The sequence below is a fragment of the Halorhodospira sp. 9621 genome, assembly GCF_022228055.1.
Taxonomy (GTDB): Bacteria; Pseudomonadota; Gammaproteobacteria; order Nitrococcales; family Halorhodospiraceae; genus Halorhodospira; species Halorhodospira halophila_A.
The window spans coordinates 1-23,992 of the sequence record NZ_JAJNRD010000002.1 but is presented as its reverse complement, the minus strand read 5'-3'; the positions used below and the strand labels follow the sequence as shown (position 1 = coordinate 23,992).

The 23,992-nt window shown below is 67.3% G+C and carries 22 protein-coding genes; 10 read left to right on the top strand and 12 right to left on the bottom strand.

Annotated elements, in window-relative coordinates:
* Nucleotides 1-4 precede the first annotated feature (4 nt).
* Nucleotides 5-1,186 (top strand): NAD(P)/FAD-dependent oxidoreductase, encoded by a 1,182-nt coding sequence (locus LRF89_RS01370; RefSeq protein ID WP_201170385.1) that lies wholly within the window; start codon nt 5-7, stop codon nt 1,184-1,186.
* On the opposite strand, the gene LRF89_RS01365 is transcribed toward LRF89_RS01370, so the two are convergent.
* The 3 genes from LRF89_RS01365 to LRF89_RS01355 are packed head-to-tail and all read right to left on the bottom strand — an operon-like array spanning nt 1,183 to nt 6,736.
* Nucleotides 1,183-2,556 carry a sigma 54-interacting transcriptional regulator gene (locus LRF89_RS01365; protein WP_201241921.1) on the bottom strand — a complete coding sequence of 458 codons (1,374 nt, stop codon included), beginning with the start codon at nt 2,554-2,556 and terminating at the stop codon, nt 1,183-1,185. The genes LRF89_RS01370 and LRF89_RS01365 overlap by 4 nt on opposite strands.
* The gene (locus LRF89_RS01360) at nt 2,553-4,040 is read right to left on the bottom strand and encodes a sensor histidine kinase (protein ID WP_238633938.1); all 1,488 of its coding nucleotides are present in this window, start codon (nt 4,038-4,040) and stop codon (nt 2,553-2,555) included. Before LRF89_RS01360 ends, LRF89_RS01365 begins: the two co-directional genes overlap by 4 nt.
* Nucleotides 4,037-6,736 (bottom strand): PAS domain-containing protein, encoded by a 2,700-nt coding sequence (locus LRF89_RS01355; RefSeq protein WP_238636468.1) that lies wholly within the window; start codon nt 6,734-6,736, stop codon nt 4,037-4,039. Before LRF89_RS01355 ends, LRF89_RS01360 begins: the two co-directional genes overlap by 4 nt.
* 177 nt (nt 6,737-6,913) lie before the next feature.
* Between LRF89_RS01355 and LRF89_RS01350 the strand changes: the two genes are divergently transcribed.
* Nucleotides 6,914-7,297, top strand: a complete 384-nt coding sequence (locus tag LRF89_RS01350) for a hypothetical protein (protein WP_238634882.1) — start codon at nt 6,914-6,916, stop codon at nt 7,295-7,297.
* A 76-nt stretch (nt 7,298-7,373) separates the two neighbouring features.
* Nucleotides 7,374-7,859, top strand: a complete 486-nt coding sequence (locus LRF89_RS01345; protein ID WP_238636467.1) for a thioredoxin fold domain-containing protein — start codon at nt 7,374-7,376, stop codon at nt 7,857-7,859.
* Between the two features lie 48 nt (nt 7,860-7,907).
* Here LRF89_RS01345 and LRF89_RS01340 read toward each other — a convergent pair whose 3' ends face one another.
* From LRF89_RS01340 to LRF89_RS01320, 5 genes are all read right to left on the bottom strand, one after another.
* Nucleotides 7,908-8,153 (bottom strand): hypothetical protein, encoded by a 246-nt coding sequence (locus LRF89_RS01340; RefSeq protein WP_201170372.1) that lies wholly within the window; start codon nt 8,151-8,153, stop codon nt 7,908-7,910.
* Between the two features lie 125 nt (nt 8,154-8,278).
* Nucleotides 8,279-8,671 carry a photoactive yellow protein gene (gene pyp, locus LRF89_RS01335; RefSeq protein WP_201170371.1) on the bottom strand — a complete coding sequence of 131 codons (393 nt, stop codon included), beginning with the start codon at nt 8,669-8,671 and terminating at the stop codon, nt 8,279-8,281.
* Between the two features lie 14 nt (nt 8,672-8,685).
* Nucleotides 8,686-10,773: an AsmA family protein gene (locus LRF89_RS01330; protein WP_238636466.1), complete on the bottom strand. Its 2,088-nt coding sequence runs from the start codon at nt 10,771-10,773 to the stop codon at nt 8,686-8,688.
* 85 nt (nt 10,774-10,858) lie between these two features.
* Nucleotides 10,859-12,163, bottom strand: coding sequence for an NAD(P)/FAD-dependent oxidoreductase (locus LRF89_RS01325; protein ID WP_238636465.1), 1,305 nt, complete (start codon nt 12,161-12,163; stop codon nt 10,859-10,861).
* An 11-nt stretch (nt 12,164-12,174) separates the two neighbouring features.
* Complete coding sequence (locus LRF89_RS01320; RefSeq protein ID WP_201170364.1) at nt 12,175-12,495, bottom strand: c-type cytochrome; 321 nt, start codon at nt 12,493-12,495, stop codon at nt 12,175-12,177.
* A gap of 91 nt (nt 12,496-12,586) precedes the next feature.
* Between LRF89_RS01320 and LRF89_RS01315 the strand changes: the two genes are divergently transcribed.
* Together LRF89_RS01315 and LRF89_RS01310 are read left to right on the top strand one after the other, a co-directional pair.
* Entirely contained in the window at nt 12,587-13,552 is a 966-nt protein-coding gene (locus tag LRF89_RS01315; RefSeq protein WP_201170362.1) for an NAD-dependent epimerase/dehydratase family protein, read from the top strand.
* Nucleotides 13,553-13,650: 98 nt separating this feature from the next.
* Entirely contained in the window at nt 13,651-14,046 is a 396-nt protein-coding gene (locus LRF89_RS01310) for a DUF2141 domain-containing protein (RefSeq protein WP_201242374.1), read from the top strand.
* A gap of 74 nt (nt 14,047-14,120) precedes the next feature.
* On the opposite strand, the gene LRF89_RS01305 is transcribed toward LRF89_RS01310, so the two are convergent.
* Complete coding sequence (locus LRF89_RS01305) at nt 14,121-15,803, bottom strand: GGDEF domain-containing protein (protein WP_201170358.1); 1,683 nt, start codon at nt 15,801-15,803, stop codon at nt 14,121-14,123.
* Between the two features lie 74 nt (nt 15,804-15,877).
* Entirely contained in the window at nt 15,878-16,336 is a 459-nt protein-coding gene (locus LRF89_RS01300) for a c-type cytochrome (protein ID WP_238634878.1), read from the bottom strand.
* A gap of 219 nt (nt 16,337-16,555) precedes the next feature.
* On the opposite strand from LRF89_RS01300, the gene LRF89_RS01295 reads away from it, so the two are divergent.
* Nucleotides 16,556-17,215 (top strand): cytochrome b/b6 domain-containing protein, encoded by a 660-nt coding sequence (locus LRF89_RS01295; RefSeq protein WP_238634877.1) that lies wholly within the window; start codon nt 16,556-16,558, stop codon nt 17,213-17,215.
* 40 nt (nt 17,216-17,255) lie between these two features.
* On the opposite strand, the gene LRF89_RS01290 is transcribed toward LRF89_RS01295, so the two are convergent.
* Nucleotides 17,256-18,020, bottom strand: coding sequence for an SDR family NAD(P)-dependent oxidoreductase (locus LRF89_RS01290; protein ID WP_238636464.1), 765 nt, complete (start codon nt 18,018-18,020; stop codon nt 17,256-17,258).
* 6 nt (nt 18,021-18,026) lie between these two features.
* Between LRF89_RS01290 and LRF89_RS01285 the strand changes: the two genes are divergently transcribed.
* Nucleotides 18,027-18,182, top strand: coding sequence for a hypothetical protein (locus tag LRF89_RS01285; RefSeq protein WP_238636463.1), 156 nt, complete (start codon nt 18,027-18,029; stop codon nt 18,180-18,182).
* A gap of 31 nt (nt 18,183-18,213) precedes the next feature.
* Here LRF89_RS01285 and LRF89_RS01280 read toward each other — a convergent pair whose 3' ends face one another.
* The gene (locus tag LRF89_RS01280; protein WP_201242381.1) at nt 18,214-19,038 is read right to left on the bottom strand and encodes an alpha/beta hydrolase; all 825 of its coding nucleotides are present in this window, start codon (nt 19,036-19,038) and stop codon (nt 18,214-18,216) included.
* Nucleotides 19,039-19,237: 199 nt separating this feature from the next.
* On the opposite strand from LRF89_RS01280, the gene LRF89_RS01275 reads away from it, so the two are divergent.
* The 3 genes from LRF89_RS01275 (at nt 19,238) to LRF89_RS01265 (ending at nt 23,912) form a co-directional block, all read left to right on the top strand.
* The gene (locus LRF89_RS01275) at nt 19,238-19,879 is read left to right on the top strand and encodes a hypothetical protein (RefSeq protein ID WP_238636462.1); all 642 of its coding nucleotides are present in this window, start codon (nt 19,238-19,240) and stop codon (nt 19,877-19,879) included.
* Nucleotides 19,879-20,793, top strand: coding sequence for a homocysteine S-methyltransferase family protein (locus LRF89_RS01270; protein ID WP_238636461.1), 915 nt, complete (start codon nt 19,879-19,881; stop codon nt 20,791-20,793). Before LRF89_RS01275 ends, LRF89_RS01270 begins: the two co-directional genes overlap by 1 nt.
* A gap of 311 nt (nt 20,794-21,104) precedes the next feature.
* Nucleotides 21,105-23,912, top strand: a complete 2,808-nt coding sequence (locus LRF89_RS01265) for a sensor domain-containing protein (RefSeq protein ID WP_238636460.1) — start codon at nt 21,105-21,107, stop codon at nt 23,910-23,912.
* Nucleotides 23,913-23,992: the final 80 nt, after the last annotated feature.

Here is a 23,992-nt window from a genome sequence, read left to right as displayed (position 1 = left end):
AGTGATGACGGAACAGACCGATGTGATCGTGATCGGTGCCGGTGCCGCCGGGCTCATGTGTGCCGCCACCGCCGCCGGGCGGGGCCGGCGGGTGGTGGTGCTCGATCACGCTCGCAAACCGGGACGCAAGATCCTCATGTCGGGGGGCGGGCGTTGCAACTTCACCCACCTTGATAGCGGGCCGGAGCACTTCTTGTCGGCCAACCCGCGTTTCTGCATCTCGGCGCTGCGGCGCTACCCGCCGGCCGCCTTCCTGGAGTTGGTGGAGCGCCACCGCGTTGCCTATGAGGAGCGTGAGCCGGGGCGACTGTTTTGCCGTGACTCGGCCCGCCCGATCCTCGACCTATTGCTCGATGAGTGCGCGCGGGCGGGGGTGGAGCTGCGCATGGCGACGGGGGTTCGTAGCGTCGGCTCGACGGCGGCGGGCTTCGCCGTGGCAACCCCGACCGGTACGGTGCACGCCGAGGCATTGGTGGTGGCCACTGGTGGCCTGTCGATCCCCCGGATGGGCGCCAGCGGCCTGGGATACGCCATCGCCCGGCAGTTCGGCCTGCCGGTGCAGCCGACGCGCCCGGCGCTGGTGCCGCTGACCCTGCCGGACTACCTCCACCGGCCGATCGGATCTCTGGCGGGGATCAGCCTGCCCGTCCGTATGCGCTGTGCTGGGGCTGAGTTCAGGGATGACCTGCTCATCACCCACCACGGGTTGAGCGGACCCGCCGCGCTGCAGGTTTCCAGCTACTGGCAGCCAGAGGCCCCCTTGAGCGTGGACTGGCTACCGGATACGGCCCTGCGCGAGGAGCTGGCCCGGGTGCGCAGCGGACGCGGCCGGCGGGCCCTGCATCGTTGCCTGGAGCGCCACCTGCCACGACGCTTGGCGCGGGCGTTGTGCGAACTCGAGGGCTGGTCGGGACCGTTGCAGGGCTACAGCAATCAGGCCCTGGATGAGGTGGCGCGGCGGCTTGAGGATTGGCGATTGACCCCGGCCGGTACGGCCGGCTACGCCAAGGCCGAGGTGACCGCCGGCGGCGTCGACACCGACGCGCTCTCTTCGCGCACCCTGGCGGCCCGTCAGGTGCCCGGGCTTCACTTCATCGGCGAGGTCGTCGATGTGACCGGGCAGCTGGGCGGCCACAACTTCCAGTGGGCGTGGTCCTCCGGCGTGGCAACCGGCCAGGCCGTCTAGACGTCGTGGCGGGGCTCGCCGGTGCCCTTGAAGTCGGCCACCTGGAGGTGGTGGCGACCGAGCAGGCGGTAGAACTCGGTGCGGTTGCGCCCGGCGATCCGGGCGGCCTGACTGACGTTCCCCTCAGTGAGCTTGAGCAGCCGGATCAGGTAGTCACGCTCGAACGCCTCGCGGGCCTCGGCCAGGGTGGGAATGGCCGGTTCCTGATCTTGGTTGAGGGCTTGGCGGATCAGGCGCTCGGGGAGGATCTCGCTGGTGCTCAGGGCCACGCACTGCTCGATGACATTCTGCAGCTGGCGCACGTTGCCTGGCCAGTCGGCCTGGACCAGCACCTCGATGGCCTCCGGCGAGAGGTCCTCGACGGGACGACCGTGGCGGCGGGTGGCCTCGGTCAGGAAGTGGCGGGCGAGCAGGGGGATGTCCTCGCGCCGCTCGGTCAGCGCGGGCAGGGCCAGGGTGACGACGGCCAGGCGGAAGTAGAGGTCCTCGCGAAACGAGCCGTCGGCACGGGCGGCCTCCAGGTCTCGGTGGGTAGCGGAGAGTACGCGCACGTTGATCGGGATCGGGTCGCGTCCGCCCACCGGGCGGATGACCTGCTCCTGGAGGGCACGCAGGAGTTTGACCTGCAGCTGCGCGGGCATGTCGCCGATTTCGTCGAGGAACAGGGTGCCGCCGTCGGCATCGCGGAACAGCCCAGCACGATCCCGGTCGGCGCCGGTAAAAGCGCCACGGACGTGCCCGAAGAGCTCGGACTCGAGCAGCGTCTCCGGGATGGCCCCACAGTTGACCGGCACGAACGGCCCCTCGGCGCGGGGACTATGGGCGTGCACGGCGCGGGCGACGAGTTCCTTGCCCGAGCCACTGGCGCCCTGGATCAGGACGTTGGCGTCGGAGTCGGCGACCAGCAAGGCGCGCTCAAGGACTTCCTCCATGCGCGGGCTGCGGGTCACCAGGCCATGACGCCGTCCCGCCTCGCGGGCGGTGTCGGAGGTCTGGCCGCCGCGTGCTGACAGGGCCTTCTCCAACTGCTCAAGAAGCTCGGGCGGGTCGAAGGGCTTGGTGAGGAACTCGTGGACGCCGCGGCGAGTCGCCTCGACGGCATCCTGGATGGAGCCGTGGGCGGTGAGGATGATCACCGGCAGGGCCGGCCAGCGCTCGCGGACCGCATCGAATAGCGCCAGCCCGTCCATGCCTTCCATGCGCAGGTCGGTGATCACGGCGTCCGCCGGTTGGCGTTCCAGTTCGGCCAGGGCTCGCTCGCCGCTCTCACAGGTGGTGGGCATGTAGCCCGAGGCCTCCAGACGCATCTCCATCAGCCGGCACAGGCTCGGGTCGTCGTCGACCACTAGGATCCGAGGGCGTTGCGTCATACCGTTGCCTCCTTCGCATCTCTGGGCAGCCAGACGCGCATGTTCGCGCCGGGCCCGTCGGGACGTGCCAGCGCCTGGATGGTGCCGTCGTGGGCATTCAGGCATTCGCGGACCAGCGACAGCCCCAGCCCGCTGCCCTTGACCGAGCCGCTGCCCCGGGTCTCGCCCTGGCGGAACGGCTCGAAGATCAGCGATTGCTCGTGCTCGGGGATGCCTTGCCCGCGATCCTGTACCTCGAGCGTGACCCCTTGGTCGTCGCCGCGCAGGAGCAGGTCGATGGGCTGGTTCTCCGGCGAATAGCGCAGGGCATTGGAGAGGAGGTTATCGATCACGGTCGCCATGAGTTCACGATCGGCCTCGATCTCGGCGGGTTCCAGGTCGGTCCGGATCTCGATGCCGCGGCGCCGGGCCGTGAGCTCGTGGCGCTCGACGACTTCGCGGACCAGCGCGGCCAGGTCCAGGCGGTTGAAGTGGGCCGGGCGGGCAAGGGCCTCGCCGTGGCGCGCGAAACGCAGAAGATTGTCGATCTGGCGGCGCAGCTCGTGGCCGTTCTCGCGGACGATCCCGGCGATCTCCTCGCGTCGTGTCGGGTCGCCGTTGAACGTGGGATCGCGGAGGAGTTCGGCCCCCTCGAGCACGGCGGCCAGCGGCGTCTTAAGCTCGTGGGAGAAGTGGCGCAGCAGCCGCTGGCGCTGGTTGCGGAGCTCGGCCAGTTGCCGGCGCAGGTCATCCAGCTCGCGGCCCAGGTTTTCCAGGTCCTGTGGGCCGCGGACCGCCACCGGGCGCTCGAAATCCGCCGTCCCGAGCCGGCGGATGTTGTCACCGAGGGCCTTGATAGGCCGGTGGATGCGTCCGGCAAAGTAGAAGGTGAAGGCCAGCGTGATCGGTACCGCCGCAAGCAGATGCCAGACGAAGATCTGGCGGGCCCGATCGGAGAAGGCCTGAACCTGGTCCACCTCCTCGTCGATCCGTCGGTAGCCGGCTGCGGAGATGCTGGCCACCGAACGGTGCAGGGCCAGACTCAGTGCCGGCACCTGGGCGGTGGCCTCAGGCCGGTCCGGCCCGAGCAGGTGCAGCGTGGTCACCAGGGTGGACTCTACGACCCGCAACCCCTGGTGAAGCCAGGTGGCCTCCTCGGGTCCGAAGGCACCGGGCGGGGCGCCGGCTGCGGCCAGCTCGCGGCGCCAGTGGCGATACTCCTGAAGGGCGGCGGGGTCGTTGTGGGTGGCATAACGGCGGGCAGCGCGTTCGATATCCATGGCGACACGCGCCATGTGGGCACTGTTCTCGGTGACGCCGACGGCTTCATAGATGGCGATCTGACTGTCGCTGGCGAGCCGATCCACGGACCATGCGGCGATGGCCAGAGCCAGGATCAGCGGCGCCGTCACTACCGCGAAGCCGGTCAAAAGCAGCCGGAGCAGGGATTTGGTAGGGCCGAACGGGTTGCGAAACCGGGCGGGGCGGACCGGGCGCAGCCTCATCCCGAACTCTGACCCCGGGCCCAGTCCAGGACGGCGTGCAGGGCGTCCGTCGCCACCGGCTTGGTCAGGTAGCGGTCACACCCGGCCTGCAGGGCGCGCTCGCGGACGTCGTCCAGGGCGTGGGCGGTGAGTATCACAATGGGCGTATACGGAACCCGATGCCTCCGTTCGAGTTCCCGAATCCGCGTTGCGGCCCGGTCGCCGTTGGTGTGTGACATCTGCATGTCCAGGATCATCAGGTCCGGTTGTGCCTGCTGCCACGCGGCTATCGCCTCCTCGCCGTCAGAGACCGTGGTGACCTCCCAGCCGGCGCGCTGCAACAGCTTGCTGAGCAATAGGGCGCTGGTTGGCTCGTCTTCGGCCACCACGGCCTGCGGTGGTGTGTCGCCCGGGATCGGACGCCGCGGCGCGTGAACGCCGGTGTCGGCCTCCGTCGGTGCATCCGTTGCCTCGCAGGTGGGTAGCGACACGGTGAAGGAGAAGGTGGTGCCGCATCCCTCGGTGCTCGTTACCTCGATCCGACCACCCATCAGGGCAACGAGTTCCTTGCAGATGGCCAGCCCCAGCCCGCTCCCCGGGGCGCGGTGCAGCGCTGGGTCACCGCGGGCGAATGGCTCGAAGACGGAGGCCCGGAGGGCTTCCGGGATCCCGGGGCCGGTATCGCTGACGCGGAAACTGATGCGCTCGTCGCCTTCGGGAGTCACGTAGACCGCCACCGACCCGCGCTCGGTGAACTTGATGGCGTTGCCCACGAGGTTATTCAGGACCTGAGCCAGCCGGGTCGGATCGCCGCGGACGATCCCCGGGAGGCGCTTATCCGGGTGCCAGTGCAGGGTGAGCCCTTGGTTTCGGGCCTGATGCTCCAGGGGGGCTAGCTGCTCATGGAGGAATTGGCGCAGCCGTAGCGTCCGAGGTTGAAGCCGCAGCCCGCCAGCGTGCAGCCGGGACAGCTCCAACAGCGTGTCGATTAGCCCTTCCAGCTGCCCCGCCGCGTTCCGGCAGTAGCCGAGGTACTCCTCCTGCCGGGGGGTGAGTGGCGTATCGGCCAGCAGCCCGCAGAAGCCGGCGATGGTGTTCAGGGGGGTGCGCAGATCGTGGCTGACCGCAGCCAGGAAGGTATCCCGGGCGCGTTCCGCCTCCTTCTGTTCGGTGATGTCGTAGATCGCGCCCTGCAGGACCCAGTCTTCCTGGCTGTTGAGTCGCACCAGACGGCCGATATCGCGCACCCAGCGCACCGAGCCATCGCGGTGTACGATGCGGTAGTTCAGGTCCGAGGTGCCGCCCTCGGCAATCAGCACCCTGATCCGCTGCCGGACCCGCTCGCGGTCCTCGGGGTGGATCAAGGAGGTCCAGTCGCAGTGGCCGCCCATGAAATCCGCCTGGTTGTAGCCGGTGATCTCAGCGACCATGCCGCGCAGCAGGACCGGGGCCGGTTCACCGAGTCGCCTCTGGTAGGCAATCCCGATGAAGTCCTCCAGGAACCGTCGGTAGCGTTGATCACGGGGTGACTGCTCGGCTGCCTTGAGTTCACTGATGTCCGTGTGGATGCCCAGCACCTGCCGGGGGAATCCCTCGGCATCCCGCGCCACGACCTGGCCCCGGGCGTGGATCCAGTGCCAGTCGCCGTCGGCCCGGCGCAGGCGCAGCTCCAGCGAGTAGCTGCCGTCGTCGCGGGCGATCAGATGCTGGTAAATGGCGTTCTCCGCGGCCTCGCGATCGTCCGGGTGGATGTGCTCGCGGAGGGTGGCGTAGTCCATGTCCATGCGCTGCTCCGGCGGGTAGCCGAGCAGACTCCAGGCGTCGTCGTCCCAGTGCACCCGGTCGGTGCTGATATCCCACTCCCAGATGCCGAAGCGGGCGGCGCTCTGCGCCATTCGGTAGCGCTGCTCTTTCTCGGCGAGGGCCCGCTCAATCTCCTTCTCGCGGGTGATATCCACCAGGTAGCCGTAGTGGTAGTCGGGCCCATTGTGGCGTCGGTCGATCACCGTCGAGTCGTAAACCCAGCGGTAGCTGCCATCGGCGTGGCGCACGCGGTAGGGGCGGTGCTCGAAATGGCGCGAGCCGAGATCGCGGTGGTGGGCGACCTCCTCGGCGACGCGCTGGAAGTCGTCCGGGTGGATCAGATCGCCATAGCGCACGGTGCCGCTGAGCAAGGCCTCGGGTGAATGGCCGAGGACCTGCTGAACGTTGGGCGAGACGTACTCCACCGGCCATTGAGCGGTGATGCGCCACTGGAAGACGACAGTCGGTCCGCCGATAAACAGCTGCCGCTCGCGCTCGAGGGCCCGTTTTTGCTCGCGCAGCTCCCGCTCCAGGGCCTGCTGGTGGCTGCGATCCTGGAAGGAGACCACCGCACCGGTGATTTCGCAGTCGTCGGCTGCCAGCGGGCTGGCGTAGACCTGGACGGGAAGGCCGGTACCGTCGCTACGCCAGAACAGGTCCTGCCAGGCCTCGAGGGCCTCGCCAGTCTCGATGACCCGGTAGATGGGGCAATGCTCTTCCGGGTAAGGGCGCCCATCGGGGTGGCTGTGGTGGGTCAGCGCATGGGCCGATTCGCCAATCACGCTGGCTTCGTCGCGGAACCCGAGCAGTCGCAGGGCGGCCGGGTTGAGAAAGGTGAAGCGTCCCTGGCGGTCGACGCCCATTACACCCTCGCCGAGGGCTCGGAGAATGTGCTGCGGGGGGAGGTTCACCATGTTTGCCGCGCGGGGCCTCCTTGCCGGGTTGCGAGGATCAATGGCTATCGATCGACGTTAACCGGTCAATGATAGAGCGAATGCACCTTTCCGTGGCCGAGCGCATCGTCGCGGTGCGACAGCGGGGCGATCCTGCGTTACGCTGCGCCGACCCAGATGACGTTTCGGAGGAGATCCATGCGGCCACAACGCAACAGACCGTACTGGCTCGCTGTGGTGCTCGTGCTGGCGGTCGCCGGCTGGGGCGGCGGTGCCCAGGCCACGGAGCCGGGAGCGGCGTCCGGCCAGGACGAGGAGCTGAGCGAAGCGGATCAGGCCCTGAACGAGGCCCTCGAACTCCACGAGCAGGGGAAGCTGGAAGGTGCCTACGAGGCCTTCCGGGATCTGGCTGACGCCGGAGATGCCGAGGCCAAGGTTCAGCTAGGCTGGATGTACCTGGAGGGGCATACGACGGAGCCGGACATGGAACGCACCGCCGAGCTTTGGGAGCAGGCGGCCGAGGCCGGCCACGAGCGCGCGGCGCACCTGCTCAACGCCGTGCTGCCCGGGGTGGAGCACTGAGGCGGGGTGCCCGGGCGCGCCGCAGCGGCGCGCCCGGGTGGCTCATTACGCAGGTGGATGGATGAGGGAGTGATCGATGAGTCGAGTAATGCGTCAGGCGGTTTTGGGACTCGTGGGCGGTGCGGTTTTGATGGTGGGCTGCTCTGACGGCACGCCGGGGGAGTCCGCCCGGGCGGACGTCTTCGATCGCCTTGCCGATAGCCACTACATCGCGCAGGGCGAGAGCGACTTCCGCGTCTACGCCTTCAAGGATCCGCACTGCCCGGCCTGCACCAACCTGAAGAACGCCGTGGATAACGATGCCACGCCCAGCGTGGAGTGGCGCTGGGTACCGGTCGGGTTCCTCGGCTCGGGCGCGCAGGCAGATGCAGCGGCGATGATCGAGGACGAGAAGGATGTGGACGGCTACGACGCCGTCCAGGCCAACATGCGTCTGGCCCAAGAGCTGGGCGTGCGTAGCGTACCAACGGTCTTCTACCGGGACACCGATGGCGAGGTGCGGTTCTTTGTCGGGGGCGAGCAGCAGGCCCTCGATGCCCTCGAGCGCATGGCCGCCGAGTAGGTCGCGGGGTCGGCCCCGGGGCTACCTACCGCCCGGGGGCCGGTGCGATCACGGTTCTTCGCCCGGTTCGTCTTCCAGGTCGTCGTCGGCCCGCTCGACGTGCTCGGCGACGAAGCGGAGATAGTCGGCCAGGTCCGCACCGCTCATGTAGTTGCGGGCGAAGGAAAGCGTCCCGAGCATGAGGGCTTCCACCGTGGCCATTGGCTCGTCGTCCTGGGCGTCGACGGCCTCCAGGCCCAGGGCCTGAACCTGTCTGGCAAGGTCGGTGTTGAGTCTGGGGGTGTCTTCGCTCATGCGGCTCCCTCTGGCTTGGGCATGCGCCCGGTGGGCTTGGGCGGGTCCCCATTATCCCCGAGCCACCCGGCTGCGCGCCACGCCAGCGGGATCCGGGGGTGCAGGCGGCCGACGGGCCCCTTCCATCAGGCGGCCGGGGCACTGATCCGCTTGACGAAGATCCAGTAGCTGTCCCCGCTCAGGGCCCGTTTCATGTGCACCCGGACCTTCGTCGGCGCCATCCGGTAGTCGAAGGTGTAGTCGAAGATCTCGTTGAGATCGCCGCTCCGGACGCCCTCCCGGAAACGACCGTAGAAGGTCTCCGTATGACCGCATGGGGCGACCTCGTTGAAGAAATCGCGACCGATCATCTCCGCCGGATCCCGACCGGTGATGGCCCCCTCGGTGGCGTTGTAGAGGAGGATGCATCCGTTGTCGTCGATCTGGATGACGCCGAAGGGAAGCTCGTCGATCTCCTCCGGCGTCATGGCCGCCAGCCGGTTCTCCAAGTCTGCGCGACCGAACAGGAGTGTGCCCATCCGATGATCCCTCCTTAGAAGAAGCTCTCCACCTCGTCGCGGAGGCGCCGTTCCGCCTCGTCGCGCTGCTCTTCCGCCTCCTGCTCGAGGCGTTCGCGCTGCTCCCGCGCCTCCTGTTCGAGACGCTCCTGCTCCTGCTCGGCCTCCCGTTCCAGGCGTTCGCGCTCCTCGTCCACCCGCTCCTCGATCTCTTCGCGTGCGGCACCGAGACGCTCCAGGCGCTCCTCACCTAAGGCTTCGGCGAGGTCGAGCCGGATGTCCGGCTCAAACAGAAAACCGGTGATCTCCAGGGGGATTGTGGCCCCGGCCAGGCGGTGCAGCAGCGGGGCATCCTCCTCGTTCAGGCCGTCGGGCAGGGTTGCCCGCACGCGGTAGTCGATCTCCTCGGCAAGGATGTTTGCCGACCCTTCGCCGGTGGCCTGGAGCACGGGCGACTCGAGCAGCAGGTCCTCGTTGTGCGCGATGCCGTCTTCCAGGGTGAAGCTCGCGGTCAGGTCCGAGAAGTCCGTCCGCTCGTCATGGCCGGGGGCCTCCGGCGGTTCCTCACGGCGCAGCTGGGCCGCCGCCTCGCGGATCTTGTGGGGGATGTTCAGCCCGAGCAGGTTGCCGTCCTCGGCGGCGATCCGGCCCGACCCCTCGAAATCCTCGATCAGCCCGTGCAGGTGCGCGCCCCCGCCACTGCCCTCGAAATGGAAATGGCCGCGCCCGTGGAGCCAGTCACGATCCAGCAGATCCTCCAGTAGGGGCGCAAAGGCCACGCCTTCGAGGGAGGTGGCCACGTTGAAAGCGGGTACGTCGCCGCGGGCATCCAGCCAGGCGTGACCGGCCAGCTCGCCTTCGTAAAGGCGGGCGCGCAGGGACTCGGCACCCAACTCGCCCTCGCTGCCGGTGAGCCGGGCCTCGAAGTCGCTGACCGTCAGGTCGGCGGCATGGAGTTCGTCGATGCCGATGCGGCCCTCGACGACCAGCGGGCGCAGTGGCTCCAGCGGGAAGTCCAGGGCCACTTCGCGCAGATCCCCCAGCCCCTCTCGCGGACCGTCGTCGCTGTCCGTGTTCCCGCCGTTGCCATGGCCGCTTGGCTCGCCCTCAGCTGTTTCGGGCAGCAGGTAGCGGTCAAGATCGATGTGGTCGAGCTGCAGCGCCAGCTCGATGGTCGGATGCGCGGGCTCGATGGCCGCCTCGCCCTCGACCCGGCTGTCATCCAGCTCGACGGCGAGCCCGGTCAGATCGATGCGCTCTGCCGTGGCGTCGATCTCCCCGGAGCCGCTAAAGCTGCGCAGCACCCCGGGATCCTCGGTCTCCGGCGGCTCCTCGCCGAGCGCCTCGAGCAGGCCCTTGGGATCGAGGGGGCTCAGCGACCAGCTGGCCGTCAGCTCCGGGCCGGCATCGGCTTGGCGCAGCCGGGCCTCACTGGTGAACTCGAGGTATTCCTCGTCACCGACCAGGGCGTCGGCCCGGATCCCCACGGGTTCGTCCAAGCGCAGGGTGTCGATCTCCAGGTTGACGGGATCCAGCCGGATCCGCCGGTCATCGCTGCGGTCCTCCCAGTAGACGGCCCCCTCGTTGAGACGAACTCCGCCGATGACCATCCCCGCCAGGGCCTCAAGGTCGGCCGGAGGGGGCTCGGTCGCGTCAGCATCCGCCGGGGCATCGGCGCCGGCGGGCTGCTGCCCGGCATCGGACTCCTCCGCGGCGAATCGCTCTGCCAGGTCCGTCCAGTTGTCTTGGCCATCCTCGTCACGCATCAACCGCACAACCGGACGCTCGATCTCGACGGCCCGCGTGTGCAGTTCGCCGCGCAGCAGCGGCCAGACCTTCATGGCGGCGGCGAGCCGGTCGAACTCAACGAACGGCTCGTCGTGGTAGCCGTCGGCGTCGGCCATCGTGATGCGTCCGACCTCGATACCGAGCCAGGGGAAGAACGACCACTCGATCTCGCCCTCGATCTCGAACTCCCGGCCCAGCTCGCGCTCGGCGAGGGCGGCGAGGTCATCGCGGTATTCGTTCGGGTCGATAACCAGCGCCGCCACGGCAATGGCGACGCCCAGGGTCAGGATCAGGGCGAGGAGGCCCAGCAGGAGCCACTTGAGAAGGCGCAGCATGGTTGAACGGGTCCTTTCCGGCATCCGGTGATGCGACCCACTCTAGCGCGGCCGTATCCCCGATCGCCAACCGGGCAGAAGCGCCCTACCCGAACATGTCCCGGGTGATCGATTCGTACCAGCCGGGTGCGTAAATGGCCTCGACCTGACGAAACTCCTTGCCCTCGTCCTCTGGGCTGAGCCCCCCGGAGCCCTCCACCTCGCGGATTCGTCCGTCGCGGTGCTCGAAGACCGCCGCGATGGTGAACGCCCAATCGGGTGCGACCAGGCTGTAACAGGTGTTGACCGTGGGGAACCCCGGGCTTGGCTCTCCAGTGAGTTCGCCGACGAGGGTTGCGGACACCAGTTTACCCTGGTTGTTGGCGCTGTGGGCTGACTTGGGCATGTCGCCTGCGATCGCCGCATCCCCGATGATGTAGACGTCTTCGTGCCGCTTCGACCGGAAGGTCTCCTGATCCACCGGGCACCAGCCGGTGTCGTCGACCAGGCCGGCCCGATGGGCGATGGCGCCGGCCTGCTGAGGCGGGATAAAGTTGATGACATCACCCTGGTGCATCTGGTCCCCCCCGTCGGTGAAGACTCTGCGGTCTGCCACCGAGAGCCGTTCGGGGGCGCCGCCGGCGGACGCGGGAACCCACTCGATCATGTCGCCGTAGAGCTCCTCCCAGCCCTGCTTGAACAGGGTCTGCTTCGAGAAGCTGTCCTTCGGATCGAGTCCCAGCACTTTCGCCCGCGGTTTATGGGACTTGAGGTAGTGGGCGATCAGCGCCATGCGCTCGTAAGGCCCGGGCGGGCAACGGTACGGCGACTCAGGCGGGCAGACGATGACGGTGCCACCGTCGTCCATAGCCTCGAGCTGCTCGCGCAGGATCCGGAACGGGCGGCCGCCCTGCCAGGCGTGTTGGATTTGCTCGGTACCTTCTCGGTCGAGGCCCTCGACCCGGTCCCAGTCGAAGTCGATACCTGGGGCGACCACCAAGCGGTCGTACTGGATGGGGGTATGGTTGAGGGTCATGACGCGCCTGCCGGCCAGGTCCAGCTCTTCAGCGCGGTCATGGATCACTTCGATGCCATGGCGTTCACGCAGGTTGTCGTAGCCGTGGCCCAGCGTGTCCAGATCCCGGAAACCGCCGAGGTACCAGTTGCCAGCGTAGCAGGTGTAGTAGGTCTCGTTGGGCTCGATCAGAGTGATCCGCAGGTTGGGTGCGTGCTCCTTGAGGTACCGGGCCACGGTGGCACCGGCGGAACCGCCCCCGACCACGGCGATGCGGGCATCGAGCTGGCTGCGGGCCAGGCTCAGGGTGGGGAAGCCGGCCAGCCCCAGTGCGGCTATGGTGCCACCGGTGGCACCCAGGCGCAGGAAATCGCGTCGGGAGTATGATCGGCTCATGATCCAGGGCCTCAGTCGAGTTCACTCAGGTAGGCGGCAAGCTCGCGGATCTCGTCCGCGGTGTAACCGGTTGCGTGACGGTCCATCACGGTGGGGTTGCGCTTGCCTTTCTGGAAGTCTTCCAGATATTCCACCATCAGCTCCTCGTCCCAGCCGGCGATCGGCGGCATGGTATCGGCACCCTGGCCATCGGGGCCGTGGCAGGCAAAGCAGCTCTGGGCGATGAGCTCACCGCGGGTGAGCGGGTCGTCGTCGGCCTGGACGGGGGTGACAAGGAGGGCCCCGCACAGGGCGATCAGGATGGTGCGAAGGGGTGGTTTCCTGACGGGCATCGCTCGAAGTCTCCTCCCTTTGATGTCGAGCGCGGCGCGATTAAGCTGCGGAGTATACGCCACACCCTTCGCCGCACGGAACGGTCTGCCCATGAGAAAACCCCACGAGTGGCTACTCGATGCATCCATCTACTTCTCATTCGACCGTAGCGGCTTCGAGCGCCACGCGCGCACCTGGCCCGGGTTCCGGGACCGCCTGCGGGAAGGCCCGCAGGAGGCACTGACCGGCCTGATTACCGGCGGCAGTCGTGGCATCGGCGCTGCAGCCGTTGAGCGCCTGCGCGGCATGGGCCATCGAGTGCTGAGTTGCGGGCGCGGGGCAGGGACCGGGGACCCGGATTACCGCACGCTGGATACGGGGGACTGGGCGGCCGTGGCACGCGCGGGGGAGACCCTTCCGCCGCTTGACTTTGTGGCCCTCAACGCCGGAGGGATGCCGGAGCAGTTCACGCGCAATGCCGACGGCGTTGAGCTGCAGATGGCCTCGCAGCTCTTCGGGCACTACCTGCTCGTCCACAACCTGGCCAGCTCCGGCAGGCTGCGCGAGGGCGCCCGCGTGATCTGGATGAGTTCCGGGGGGATGTACCTGCAGCGCCTGCACCTGCGCCATATCTTTGAAAACGAACGCTACGACAAGGTCGCCACCTACGCCAACGTCAAGCGCGCACAGACGATCGTCAATGCGCAGATGGCCCGCATGCCGCTGTTCCGCGATGTGGACTGCTGCGCCATGCATCCTGGCTGGGTGGATACCGCCGGGGTGCGTGAGGCGATCCCGGGGTTCTGGCGCTGGACCCGCGGCCGGTTGCGCAGTCCCGAGCAGGGGGCGGACACCTTGGTGTGGCTGGCGGCAAGGGCCGGCGGGCCCAGTGGGGCTGAGGCCTCGAGCGCACCGGAATCCGGGGGGTTCTACTTCGATCGTCGGAGCGTCTCACCGTACCTGGTGCCGGGTACCCGCGAGCCGCTGGCCGAGAGGCGCCAGCTGCTGGAACTAATCGACCGCCTGCTGGCACCGTACCGCGATGGCGGCGGCGCGCTGGCGGACACGATCGGCTAAGGAGGACGAACGTGAGGGTGCGGCAGTTGACGCCCCGTTCGGGGAAAGCGGGGCTGTGTCCAGGGGCGGGGAGGCTCGGGGTCCGGGTGGTGGCGCTCATGCTCGGTCTGACCGTTGGTGTCGCGGCGCGGGCCGTGACGCTGGAGGTGGAGATCCTGTTGCCGAAGGCCGACCAGGGCAGTGTCTACGTCGCACTCTTCGACGACGCGGAGGCCTTCCCCGATGCGGACCGGGCGCGCGCGCGCAAGACCCGTCCGGTGGAGGGCGACGCGGTGACGCTGACGATCTCCGATCTGACCCCCGGTCAGTACGCCGTGGCCGCCTTCCAGGACCTGGACGGCAGTGGCGATCTGACCACCAACTTCCTGGGTGTGCCGAGAGAACCCGCCGGTTTTAGCCGCGGCGCCATGGGCCGCATGGGACCGCCCGACTTCGAGGATGCCGCGTTTACGGTGGAAGAGGGCGGGACCCGCATCACCTTAGATCTGCGTTAGCGCCGGCGGGCGGCGTATGCTCGGGCCGTTTACCGGCCCGGGGGCGTGGGCTCCCGCCTCGCGTCACCGTCGGGTCAGGAGCCCGGTGCGCGGATGCAGACCCGATTGCGCCCCTGGGTTTTCGCGGCATAAAGCGCGCAATCGGCGCGCTCGAAAAGGTCTTCACCCTCATCATCCGCCTCCAGCGTGCTCACCCCGAAGCTGGCCGTCAGCTGGTACTGGCGGAACACCGGGTGATCGGCCAGCGCCCTGCGCAGCTTCTCCGCCGTTCGATGGGCCCCAGCCAGATCGGTGGCCGGCAGCAGGACCACGAACTCCTCGCCACCCCAGCGGCCCACCGTATCGGCCTCGCGGACCCCGGCGCGCAGCTGACTGGCCAGGGTGCGCAGGACGGCATCGCCGATGGCGTGGCCGTGCTCGTCATTGACCTGCTTGAAGTGATCGAGATCGATCAGCAGCAGCGACAGGGGGTGATCATTTTGGCGGTGGTAGTCAATCTCGTTGGCCAGCTGCTGATCCAGCCCGCTGCGGTTGAGCAGACCCGTGAGCTGGTCTGAGTGGGCCTGCCGGTTCAGGGCCGCGAGTTCGCGGTGGCTGTGGGCCAGCCCGCGGTTGATCTGTCGGGCCAGCAGGCGCAGTTCGCGCAGCCACGCCACCGGCCCATGGATCGGGATGGGGCGCCGGGCGGCTGCCGCCTGCGCCGTCCGGCGTAGCGGAAAGACCAGCAGCCGGCGTGCGATCTGATGAAAGAGCACGGTGGCAAGCACGATGGACCCGCCGGTCCCTGCCAGCACGGCGATCCAGACGCGGCGCACGTCCTCGGAGGCGGATTGCTCCATCTCCAGGCGGGCCAGGATGTCCAGGTGGTGGCCGTCCTCGTCGAGATCGATGCGGTTCAGCCAGGCGTAGTAAGTGCCGGGCTCGTCAGCATTCTGCGGCCGGTAGACACCACGGCGCTCCACCGCTTCCAGGGAGTGGCGGGTGTGTTCATCGAGCTGGACCTGGCTCTGCGCGAAGGCCTCGGCCTTGTCGAGCCCGCCCAGGTCCGGATCCAGGCCCAGGGGGATCAGCCACTGGCCGTTGACCAGGAAGAAGAGCTCACCCTCATACGGGGTCCGCTGCTCCATGCGCCGCTCCATGCCCCGAAAGACCTCATCGATGAAGTCAGGGCTGAACCCGAGCTCCAGCGCGTAGCCCTCATCACCGAGGGGGCCGTAGGTGTAGAAGCGGAACTCCCGGCTGACCAGTTCCAGTGTGGGCGGCCCAATGAGAACCTGATCTTGCGCCAGCGCGGTCTCGAGCATGCCGCGGGCGTCCTCCATCCCCTCCATGGTGAAATCCAGATCCTGGTCGGGTTCGAAGGTCGTCCGGGTGATGCGCAGCTCCGGGTCGACGATATAAAGATGCACCGGATCGCCCAGGGCTTGGCTAAGCTGTGCAGCCAGGGCATCCAGATCGACCGCCTCAATCCCTTCCGCCTCGATGGTCTGGCGGGCCTGTTCGTGGGCCTGGCGATAGCGGTCCTCGCTACTCTCCAGAAACCGCTCGAGTTCGGCGTAGCCGGCGCGCAGTTCGGCCCGCACGCCCTCGACCAGCGCCGCATTGACCTGCTGGTCATGGGCCTGCTGGCGATCGAGCAGGATGTAGCCGCCGACGATGTGAATGGTGATCAGCGCGGCGAGCAGCGAGGCGATGCCGAGGAGCAGCAAGGCCCCGACGCCCAGACGTGGCCGGTATCGAGAAGGGATCAGAGCCATGCCTGGCGCGTTTCCGTCCTGGTTGCGAAGGGTTGGGGCGCCCGGAGCGGCGCCCCTAATCGATCATCCGGGGATCAGTTGTCCCGGTAGTTGTCGTGGCAGCTCTGGCAGGATTCAGCGACCTGCATGAAGCGATCCTGAACATCCGCCAGCTCGCGATCCCCCCCTTCGGTGGCCTCGGCAAGCTCCTGGGCGGCGGTCTTGAAATGGGTCATGCCCTCGGAGAAGCGGTCCCACTCATCCCAGATAGCCGGCTTGGCATCGGTGTCACCATCGTGAGGGCCGCCCTCAAAACCCTCCTTGGCCATGCGGCTAAGGTCCGCAACGCGGGCCGCATTGCGGGCGAACTGCTCGGCGTCATAGTCGATCTCACCCTGAGCCATGTCGCCCATCGGGCCGAAGTTGGCGCCGACCAGGGTGAACACGGCCTGCCGGTAATCGATCTGATCCTCGTCGGATTGTGCCACTGCGCCGGTCGCCAGCAGGCATCCGGTCGTGATGGCCAGGGTGGTGGAGAGCAGTCTGCGCATCATGGCACCTCCTTTCGCGCTAGTCGGGTCCGGGGAAGTGGACCCCGATGGATCCGTTGCTTGGCAGCACTTGCTCAAGCCTAGTCGGTGGTTGGGGCTGGATCAAACGCGGGAGTACCCACGGGGCCTGACAGGCACCGGGTGAGGAGCTAGGCTGGATACCGTGCGAGCAGCGGGTCAGCGGTACGCACAAGGATCGCCCGCGTGCATGGAAGGGGGATGATGAGCGGAGAACAGCGGGTTCTGGTCTGGGACTTACCCACACGGCTCTTCCACTGGGCCCTGGTGGTTGCCCTCGGGCTCTCGTGGTACAGCGCGGAGCAGGGGCTGTCGGGCTGGGATCTCCATCAGTGGAGCGGTTATGCGGTCATCACCCTGATCCTGTTCCGGCTGCTATGGGGGTGGTTCGGCAGCGAGACGGCGCGATTCGGCGACTTTCTGGCGGGCCCACGGACCATTGCCCGCTACCTCCGGGACTGGTGGCGCGACCGCACCCCGAGTCGTGGCCACAACCCGCTGGGCGGCTGGGCGGTGGTCGTGCTTCTGGCCGTGGTGCTGGTCCAGGCGGTGTCCGGGCTGTTCGCCACCGACGACATCCTGCGCAGTGGCCCGCTGACCGGCTGGGTCGGCTCCGACATGGAGCGGACCATGACCCGGCTGCACAGCCGCACCTTCGACCTGCTGCTGATCCTGGTCACCCTCCACGTGGTGGCCATCGCGGTGTACCGCTGGGTGCGTGGCGAGCGGCTGCTCATGGCCATGATCAGCGGCTATAAGCGCAACGGCTTTGCACCGCCCTGGATCGCGCCGCTCTATCGCGCCGCTGTCGCCGCTGCGGTGGCGGTCGGCGTGGTGTGGCTGCTCCTGGCCACGGCGCCGTAAGACGCGCGGGCCACCGGGTCGGCGGCCCGCGCGTGGCCGGTCAGTGGGCGGTCATCCCGCCGTCGACCATGTAATTGGACCCGGTGATCCCCGAGGCCGCGTCGGAGAGCAGGAAGACCGCCACGGCGGCGACCTCGTCGTTGCTGACGTAACGGCCGAGCGGGATGCGCGCCGTGAACCCCTGCTTGACCTCGTCGCCGTGCCCGGGGCTGACCTGATCCTCGATCGAGCGCATCATCCGGTTGTCCACCGGGCCCGGGTTCACGCAGTTGACCCGGATCCCCTCGGCGCCGAGCTCAGCCGCGGCGGTGCGCATCAGGCCCATGACCGCGTGCTTGCTGCTGACGTAGGGGCTCAGGCCGGCGGCGCCGCGCACGCCGGCGACACTCGAGGTGATCAGGAGGCTGCCGCCACCGGCGCGGCGCAGAGCGGGCAGGGCGGCCTGGATGCCGTAGCGGACGCCGTGCACGTTGACCGCCAGCACCTGCTCCCAGACGCTGTCGTCCGCCGCTTCCAGCGGACCGGCCCGACCCTCGATGCCGGCGTTGAGAAAGACCCCGTGCACGGCCCCGAAGTGCGACTCGGCCTCGCGGATCATGGCCTCGTTGTCGGCCTGGCTGGAGACGTCCACCGCCATGGCGGCGGTGCCTTCGCCCAACTCCTCGGCCAGCCGCTGCACACCATCGAGCTCCCGGTCGGTGAGCAACAGGCGCGCCCCCTGGGCGTGGAGGTGGCGTGCCGTGGCCTCACCGATGCCTCCAGCGGCCCCGGTGATGACGATGACCTTGCCGTCTACTGCCTTCATGGTTCTTTGCCCTCGTTCAGATTCGGCGGCGCCTACTCGCTGATCATTCTAGTCCTGTGGATGCTGGCGCTCTACGTGGCCCGCCCGGTGGTGCTGATGCGGGCCAGCTCGGGTGCGGATCGCACCTGGCCCTGGCTGGATACCCCCGGGGATCGCCCCTAATAATCCCTGGGGGTGCCTCGGCCCGGCCGGGTCACGGCAGGTGCTGGTCCAGGAACTGCCGCAGCCCGTCGCGATACGCCCGGCCGCTGGTGAGAAAACCGGTGTTGTGGTCACCGCGGATGGTGAGCAGCTGCGCCTCGCCCGGGGCGGCCTCGCGCAGGGAGCGGGCGTGGTGGTAGGGGATGATCTCGTCGTCACGGCTGTGAACGATCAGCACCGGCGCCCGGGTCTCGGCGAGATAGTCAGCAGTGGCGTATTCGAGCCGCGTTAGCCAGCGGGCGGGGTAGAACGGATAGAGGTCGCGGGCCACCGCCTCGGCCGATGTGAAGCTCGATTCCAGGATCAGCGCCGCCGGGCTGGTGTGGCGCGCCGCGCTGGCCGCCAGGGCGCCGCCCAGCGAGCGGCCATGGAAGACCATCCGCTCGCTGGGCACGCCCAGTTCCTCACGCACCCACCGGGCCACCGCACGGGCATCCTCGTGCAGCCCCGCCTCGTGGGCACTGCCTTCGCTTTGCCCGTATCCGCGGTAGTCGAAGATGATCACATCCAGCCCCAGATCGCGGAGGATTGCGATCGTGTCCAGGCGGTGGGAGATGTTCCCGGCGTTGCCGTGGAAGAACACCACCACCCCGCGCGGGCTATCGGCCGGGATGCGCCAGCCGTGCAGGGTGACCCCGTCGGTGCTCGGGATGGCCAGATCCTGATAGTCCCAGCCGCGGTCCGCCGGGGCGGATTGCAGCTCGCGGGAAGGGATCTGCGGCAGGTGGACCATCCGCTCCTGCCCGAAGAAAAGCAGCGCGCCGAAGCCGACGTAGATCAGGCCGGCCGCCGCAGCGAGGCTCAGCAGCAAGCGCATCCGGATCTCCGTGAGCAGGCTGGGGGTTCCTGGCGGACAGGGTAACGGCTCGTGCCGCGCCGCGACGAGGGCGGGGCAGCGCTGGGCTACATTGGGGGCTGGGGAGTCGTGCGGGCGCAAAGGTGTGATCGTTATGAGGGGAGGCCGGCTCGCTCTTGTCACGCTGATCCTGGTCCTTGCGGGCCCGTCGTCTGGGGCCATGGAGCGGACAGAGCCGGCGGGAGCCGGTGACAACCGCTCCTATGTGGCGCTCTACGTCGGCCAGAGCGCCCAGAACCGGCTGGTTCACATCATCAGCCGGGCCTCCGCCAGCCGCCAGGAGAGCTATATGGTAAGCGTGGCCTACGGCACTCGGATCGCCCGCCGCGGCGGCCTGGACCTGGAGGTCGAGGGGCAGCTGGTCCGGCACACCGGCCTGCAGCGCCATGGGGAGATCAACGGCGTCCTGGTCGCGCGCTGGACCCGTTTCCCCTGGGATCGTTGGCTGGATACCCGGGCGGCCTTTGGGGAGGGGCTGTCGTGGGCGACCGAGGAGCCCGCTATCGAGCCCCGCGGGGACAAGGATGACGAGAAGGACTCGGCGCAGCTGCTCAACTATTTGTTGCTGGAGTTGGAGGGCAAGCCCCCGGGACGGGCCTGGAGCGGATTCGTGCGCATCCATCACCGCTCTGGCGTTTTCGGCCTGTTCGATGGCGTCCGTGGCGGTTCCAACTTCGTCGGCGCCGGGGTGCGGCGCTATTTTCGGGACCTGCCCCTTGTGCGTAAGGTGAGGCGGTCACCCTCGGGGCGAGCGGGCCCCGCCGGGGTCGACAGCTTTCGCGGAAACAAGGGGATACTTTAATGGTGAATGCTCAAGGCAATCGGGTCGTGGTACTGGATGGTGGCATGGGGCAGGAGCTGCGGCGGCGCAGCAGCCGCCCGGCATCACCGCTGTGGTCCGCCCAGGTGATGCTGGAAGAGCCGGAGCTGGTGGTCGCCGCCCATCGTGACTTCATCAAGGCCGGCGCCCGGGTGATCACCGCCAACACCTACAGTGCCACCCCGCGCCGTCTGGCCCGTGACGGGGACCCCGATCTATTCCATCCCCTGCACGAGGCGGCACTAAACGCCGCCCGCACGGCCCGTGAGGAAACGGGTCAGGATGTGCGCATCGCCGGTTGCCTGCCACCGCTGGTGGCGAGCTATCGCCCCGACGTAGCGCCGGACGACGCCACCTGTCACGCCGACTACCGCCAGATGGTCGAGGCCCAGGCCGAGGGGGTCGATCTTTTCCTCTGCGAGACCATGTCCCTCGCCCGTGAGGCCCGTGCCGCGACGATCGCCGGGGTGGAGAGCAATCTGCCGGTCTGGACCGCGTTCACGGTGGACGACGGGGATGGCACACGCCTGCGCTCCGGCGAGTCTCTTGCCGAAGCGGCTCGTGAAGTGGTGGCCGTGGGCGCGCAGGGCGTTCTGATCAACTGCGCGGTGCCCGAGGCAGTCGCGACGGCCATGAGCGAGATCGCGGACCTTGGTGTGCCGTTCGGCGCCTACGCCAACGCCTTCACCTCCGTCGAGGCACTGCAGCCGGGGGGTACGGTCGATGTGCTGGAGGCCCGCAAGGACCTCGACCCCGCCGCCTATGCCGAGCATGCGCTGGGCTGGGTGCGACAGGGTGCGAGCATCGTCGGTGGCTGCTGCGAGGTGGGCCCGGCCCACATCGAGACCCTAAGCAAGGAGCTGGCCGCCGCCGGGTACGAGTTGGTATCGGCCTAGCGGCCGGTTACCTCCTGAAGGACCGCGGGCCGTGATGGCCGCGGGGCGCTCGATCAGGGACGATCGAGCCTTGAGGGGTGCCGGACGTGCCGCGGCGACCGCCTGTCGCAGCCCGATGCACAGTGCCGCAAGAACATCCCGGACCGGCGCAGCTTACCCCCAGCGGGCTCCTTGACTTCTTCTCCAACCCTGGTCCAAGTTCAAAGAACCACCGCGGCTCATTTGCTCTCCTCAGATAGCCCCTGCCGAGCGACTAGCCCATGAAGCAGCGTCGAAGATCGCCAGCCAGGTACCGGGATGCCCCCGAGCGGTTGCGTGAGGAACGTGAACGGCTTCTGGCGGATTCCTTACCCGAATGGGTCTACTGGGTGGGGCAGGACGGACGACTCCTCTACGTCTCGTCGGCCTGTCAGTCGGTTACCGGTTACTCGGCGCAAGAACTGTTGGATGATCCTAACCTTTTGGAGCGCCTAATCCACCCCGACGACCGCGCCCACCACGGTGAGCATTGCCAGACCAACAACGATACTGCTGCAACAACTTTACATTTCCGCATCCTCACCCGATCGGGGGAAGTTCGCTGTATTGAGCAGGCACGCCGAGAGGTCTGGGACGATTCCGGTTCGTACCGGGGGTACTGCGCGATTAACCACGATGTGACCGCCCGGAGAGAGACCGAGGAGTCCCTCCGCCGTAATGAGATCGCGCTGGCGCATGTCCTGGATACCGTACCGGATATCGCGATCCAGGGGTATCAGCTCGACGGCACAGTGGTTCACTGGAACCGTGCCAGTGAACGGCTCTATGGCTATACAGCCGAGGAGGCTATGGGGGGCAACCTAGCAGACCTTATTATCCCCCCAGAGGCGCGCGACTCGTTTATCCGGCGCATGCAGGAGCTGCGTGAGGGCGCGAGTCTGCCCTCCTCGGAGATCCTGGTGCTGCGCCATCGGCACGGCCATCCGGTAACCGTCTTCTCCTGCCATGTAATGGTTCGCGTTACGGAGGATGACCTGCGCCTCTACTGCATGGATGTCGATATCACGGCGCGAAGCCGGGACCGCGAGCGGCTCTGGGAAGCCGTTCAGGGCGGCAACCTCGGCCTCTTTGAGTGGCGACCGTCTAGAACGGTCTTTTTCTCCCCTGAGTTCAAGGCGCAGCTCGGCTATCAGGACCACGAACTGAGCGATGCCCTGGAGGCATGGCTGTCGCGCATTCACCACGAAGAACAGGGTGCAGCGGAGAGTTTGTTTCAGGCGTGCACCGAGCAGCCGCACGGACGCGCCCGCGCCGAGGTGCGGGCGCGCCACCGGGACGGTAGCTGGCGCTGGATCCTCTACCAGGCCACCGCCGTGTACGGCGCGCATGGCCGACTCGAGAAGATCCTTGGGTCTAGCTTGGATATCACCGAGCGTAAACGCGCGGAGGAACGCAACGAGTGGCTGGCCTACGCCGTTGAGCAGAGCCCCGGCCTGGTCGTTATCTCTGATACCGAGGGCGTGATCGATTACGTCAATCAGACTTTCTGCGACGTAACCGGGTTCGCTCGAGACGAGATCGTGGGGCAAGCGACCGGGTTTCTGAGCCATGAGCAAGAAGAGTTTCAGAAACACGGCGAAATCTGGCAGGCGATCCGCACCACGGGCATCTGGGAAGGCGAGTTAACGAATCGCAAGCGTTCCGGCGGGTCTTACCTAGAGCGAGCCAGGATTGCACCGGTGCGCGATGCCTCGGGTGAAATCACCCACTACATCAAACTGGCGGAGGACATCACCGACAAGCGCGCCTTGATGGAGCGCCTGGAGTATCTCGCTTTTCACGACCCGCTGACAGGCCTCCCCAATCGCAACCTCCTGTTGGACCGGATCAGCCAGGCCGTGGCGCAATCACAGAGGGAGCAAGGTGTCCTCGCGGTTGTGTTCATCGATCTGGACGATTTCAAGGTCGTGAACGATTCGCTCGGTCACACACTTGGTGACGAGCTGCTGGTCGAAATCTCCAGAAGGGTACGGGGCATACTCCGGGCGCAAGACACCATCGCGCGTTTCGGCGGAGATGAGTTCGTCCTGCTTTTGCCGCGTCTCGATCATGAGGAGAGCGTTATCGCGGTAATCGAGCGGATCCAGGCGGCCATCGGCGAGCCGGTGTGGCTTGACGGCAAAGAGGTTCGAGTGACGGTGAGCATGGGCATCGCCATGTCTCCGGAAGACAGCGACGCAGCCGAGGAACTAGTTCGACACGCTGATACCGCCATGTACCGAGCCAAGGCCGAAGGAAGACGGTGCTATCAGTTTTATACCCCGGAGATGGATGCCGCGCTACAAGAGCGCATGGAACTGGATCAGGCAATGCGCGTCGCGCTGGACGAGGGGCAGTTCCACGTCATCTATCAACCACGCGTCAACCTCTCAACGGGAGCCGTGCTCAGCCTCGAAGCCTTGGTGCGCTGGCAGCATCCGATCCGGGGACAGCTCGCGCCAGATCGCTTCATACCGCGGGCGGAGGAAACGGGGTTCATCTTGTCTCTGGGCCCCGAGATCTTGCGACAGGCCTGCATCCAGATCCGCACCTGGAAAGATCAGGGTGTCCCGACCGTACCGGTCGCCGTCAATCTCTCGGCGTGCGAACTGCGAGACCCGGCAGTCATTTCACGGATCCGCACGGTGCTCCACGAAACCGGTGTGGATGCTGGCGACCTCGAGCTGGAGATTACCGAAAGCGCTGCCATGCACCACGTAGCCGAGACGGCGCACAAACTGTCTGAACTCAGTGAGTTGGGCCTGCGGATCGCTATCGATGACTTCGGGACCGCCTACTCATCCCTAAATTATCTCAAGCGCCTACCTGTCCATGCGATCAAGATCGACCGTTCCTTCATAGCCGAGATGGAGGCGAACCCGGCTCACCATCCCGAGGATGCCGCTATCATCCGCGCCATCATCGCGATGGGTGAAAACCTGGACAAGCAAGTGATCGCCGAGGGCATCGAGAACCGGGTGCAGCGGGACTTCCTGGTCGATAACGGGTGCCTCGAAGGTCAAGGCTACTTCTTCAGTCCTCCTTTGTTACCGCAGGACGTGGCACCCCTACTAACGGGCATTAGCAAACTGAATAAATAAGTCAATGGCAGGCACTGGTTGAGTCCGGCAACGACTCAGCAGTCCGCAGGGACTGCACACCAGACCGCGGACTCTCGTGG

Bases quoted from the DNA above. Each gene is read 5' to 3' on its own strand.
- LRF89_RS01330 (WP_238636466.1), bottom strand. From the start codon at position 10,773: ATGCTGCGCCTTCTCAAGTGGCTCCTGCTGGGCCTCCTCGCCCTGATC.
- LRF89_RS01320 (WP_201170364.1), bottom strand. From the start codon at position 12,495: ATGCCCGTCAGGAAACCACCCCTTCGCACCATCCTGATCGCCCTGTGC.
- LRF89_RS01350 (WP_238634882.1), top strand. From the start codon at position 6,914: ATGCGGCCACAACGCAACAGACCGTACTGGCTCGCTGTGGTGCTCGTG.
- LRF89_RS01355 (WP_238636468.1), bottom strand. From the start codon at position 6,736: ATGGTGAACCTCCCCCCGCAGCACATTCTCCGAGCCCTCGGCGAGGGT.
- pyp (WP_201170371.1), bottom strand. From the start codon at position 8,671: ATGGGCACACTCCTGTTCGGTCGCGCAGACTTGGAGAACCGGCTGGCG.
- LRF89_RS01370 (WP_201170385.1), top strand. From the start codon at position 5: ATGACGGAACAGACCGATGTGATCGTGATCGGTGCCGGTGCCGCCGGG.
- LRF89_RS01315 (WP_201170362.1), top strand. From the start codon at position 12,587: ATGAGAAAACCCCACGAGTGGCTACTCGATGCATCCATCTACTTCTCA.
- LRF89_RS01280 (WP_201242381.1), bottom strand. From the start codon at position 19,038: ATGCGCTTGCTGCTGAGCCTCGCTGCGGCGGCCGGCCTGATCTACGTC.
- LRF89_RS01340 (WP_201170372.1), bottom strand. From the start codon at position 8,153: ATGAGCGAAGACACCCCCAGACTCAACACCGACCTTGCCAGACAGGTT.
- LRF89_RS01295 (WP_238634877.1), top strand. From the start codon at position 16,556: ATGAGCGGAGAACAGCGGGTTCTGGTCTGGGACTTACCCACACGGCTC.
- LRF89_RS01305 (WP_201170358.1), bottom strand. From the start codon at position 15,803: ATGGCTCTGATCCCTTCTCGATACCGGCCACGTCTGGGCGTCGGGGCC.
- LRF89_RS01290 (WP_238636464.1), bottom strand. From the start codon at position 18,020: ATGAAGGCAGTAGACGGCAAGGTCATCGTCATCACCGGGGCCGCTGGA.
- LRF89_RS01275 (WP_238636462.1), top strand. From the start codon at position 19,238: ATGGAGCGGACAGAGCCGGCGGGAGCCGGTGACAACCGCTCCTATGTG.
- LRF89_RS01325 (WP_238636465.1), bottom strand. From the start codon at position 12,163: ATGAGCCGATCATACTCCCGACGCGATTTCCTGCGCCTGGGTGCCACC.
- LRF89_RS01300 (WP_238634878.1), bottom strand. From the start codon at position 16,336: ATGATGCGCAGACTGCTCTCCACCACCCTGGCCATCACGACCGGATGC.
- LRF89_RS01365 (WP_201241921.1), bottom strand. From the start codon at position 2,556: ATGACGCAACGCCCTCGGATCCTAGTGGTCGACGACGACCCGAGCCTG.
- LRF89_RS01360 (WP_238633938.1), bottom strand. From the start codon at position 4,040: ATGAGGCTGCGCCCGGTCCGCCCCGCCCGGTTTCGCAACCCGTTCGGC.
- LRF89_RS01270 (WP_238636461.1), top strand. From the start codon at position 19,879: ATGGTGAATGCTCAAGGCAATCGGGTCGTGGTACTGGATGGTGGCATG.
- LRF89_RS01345 (WP_238636467.1), top strand. From the start codon at position 7,374: ATGAGTCGAGTAATGCGTCAGGCGGTTTTGGGACTCGTGGGCGGTGCG.
- LRF89_RS01310 (WP_201242374.1), top strand. From the start codon at position 13,651: ATGCTCGGTCTGACCGTTGGTGTCGCGGCGCGGGCCGTGACGCTGGAG.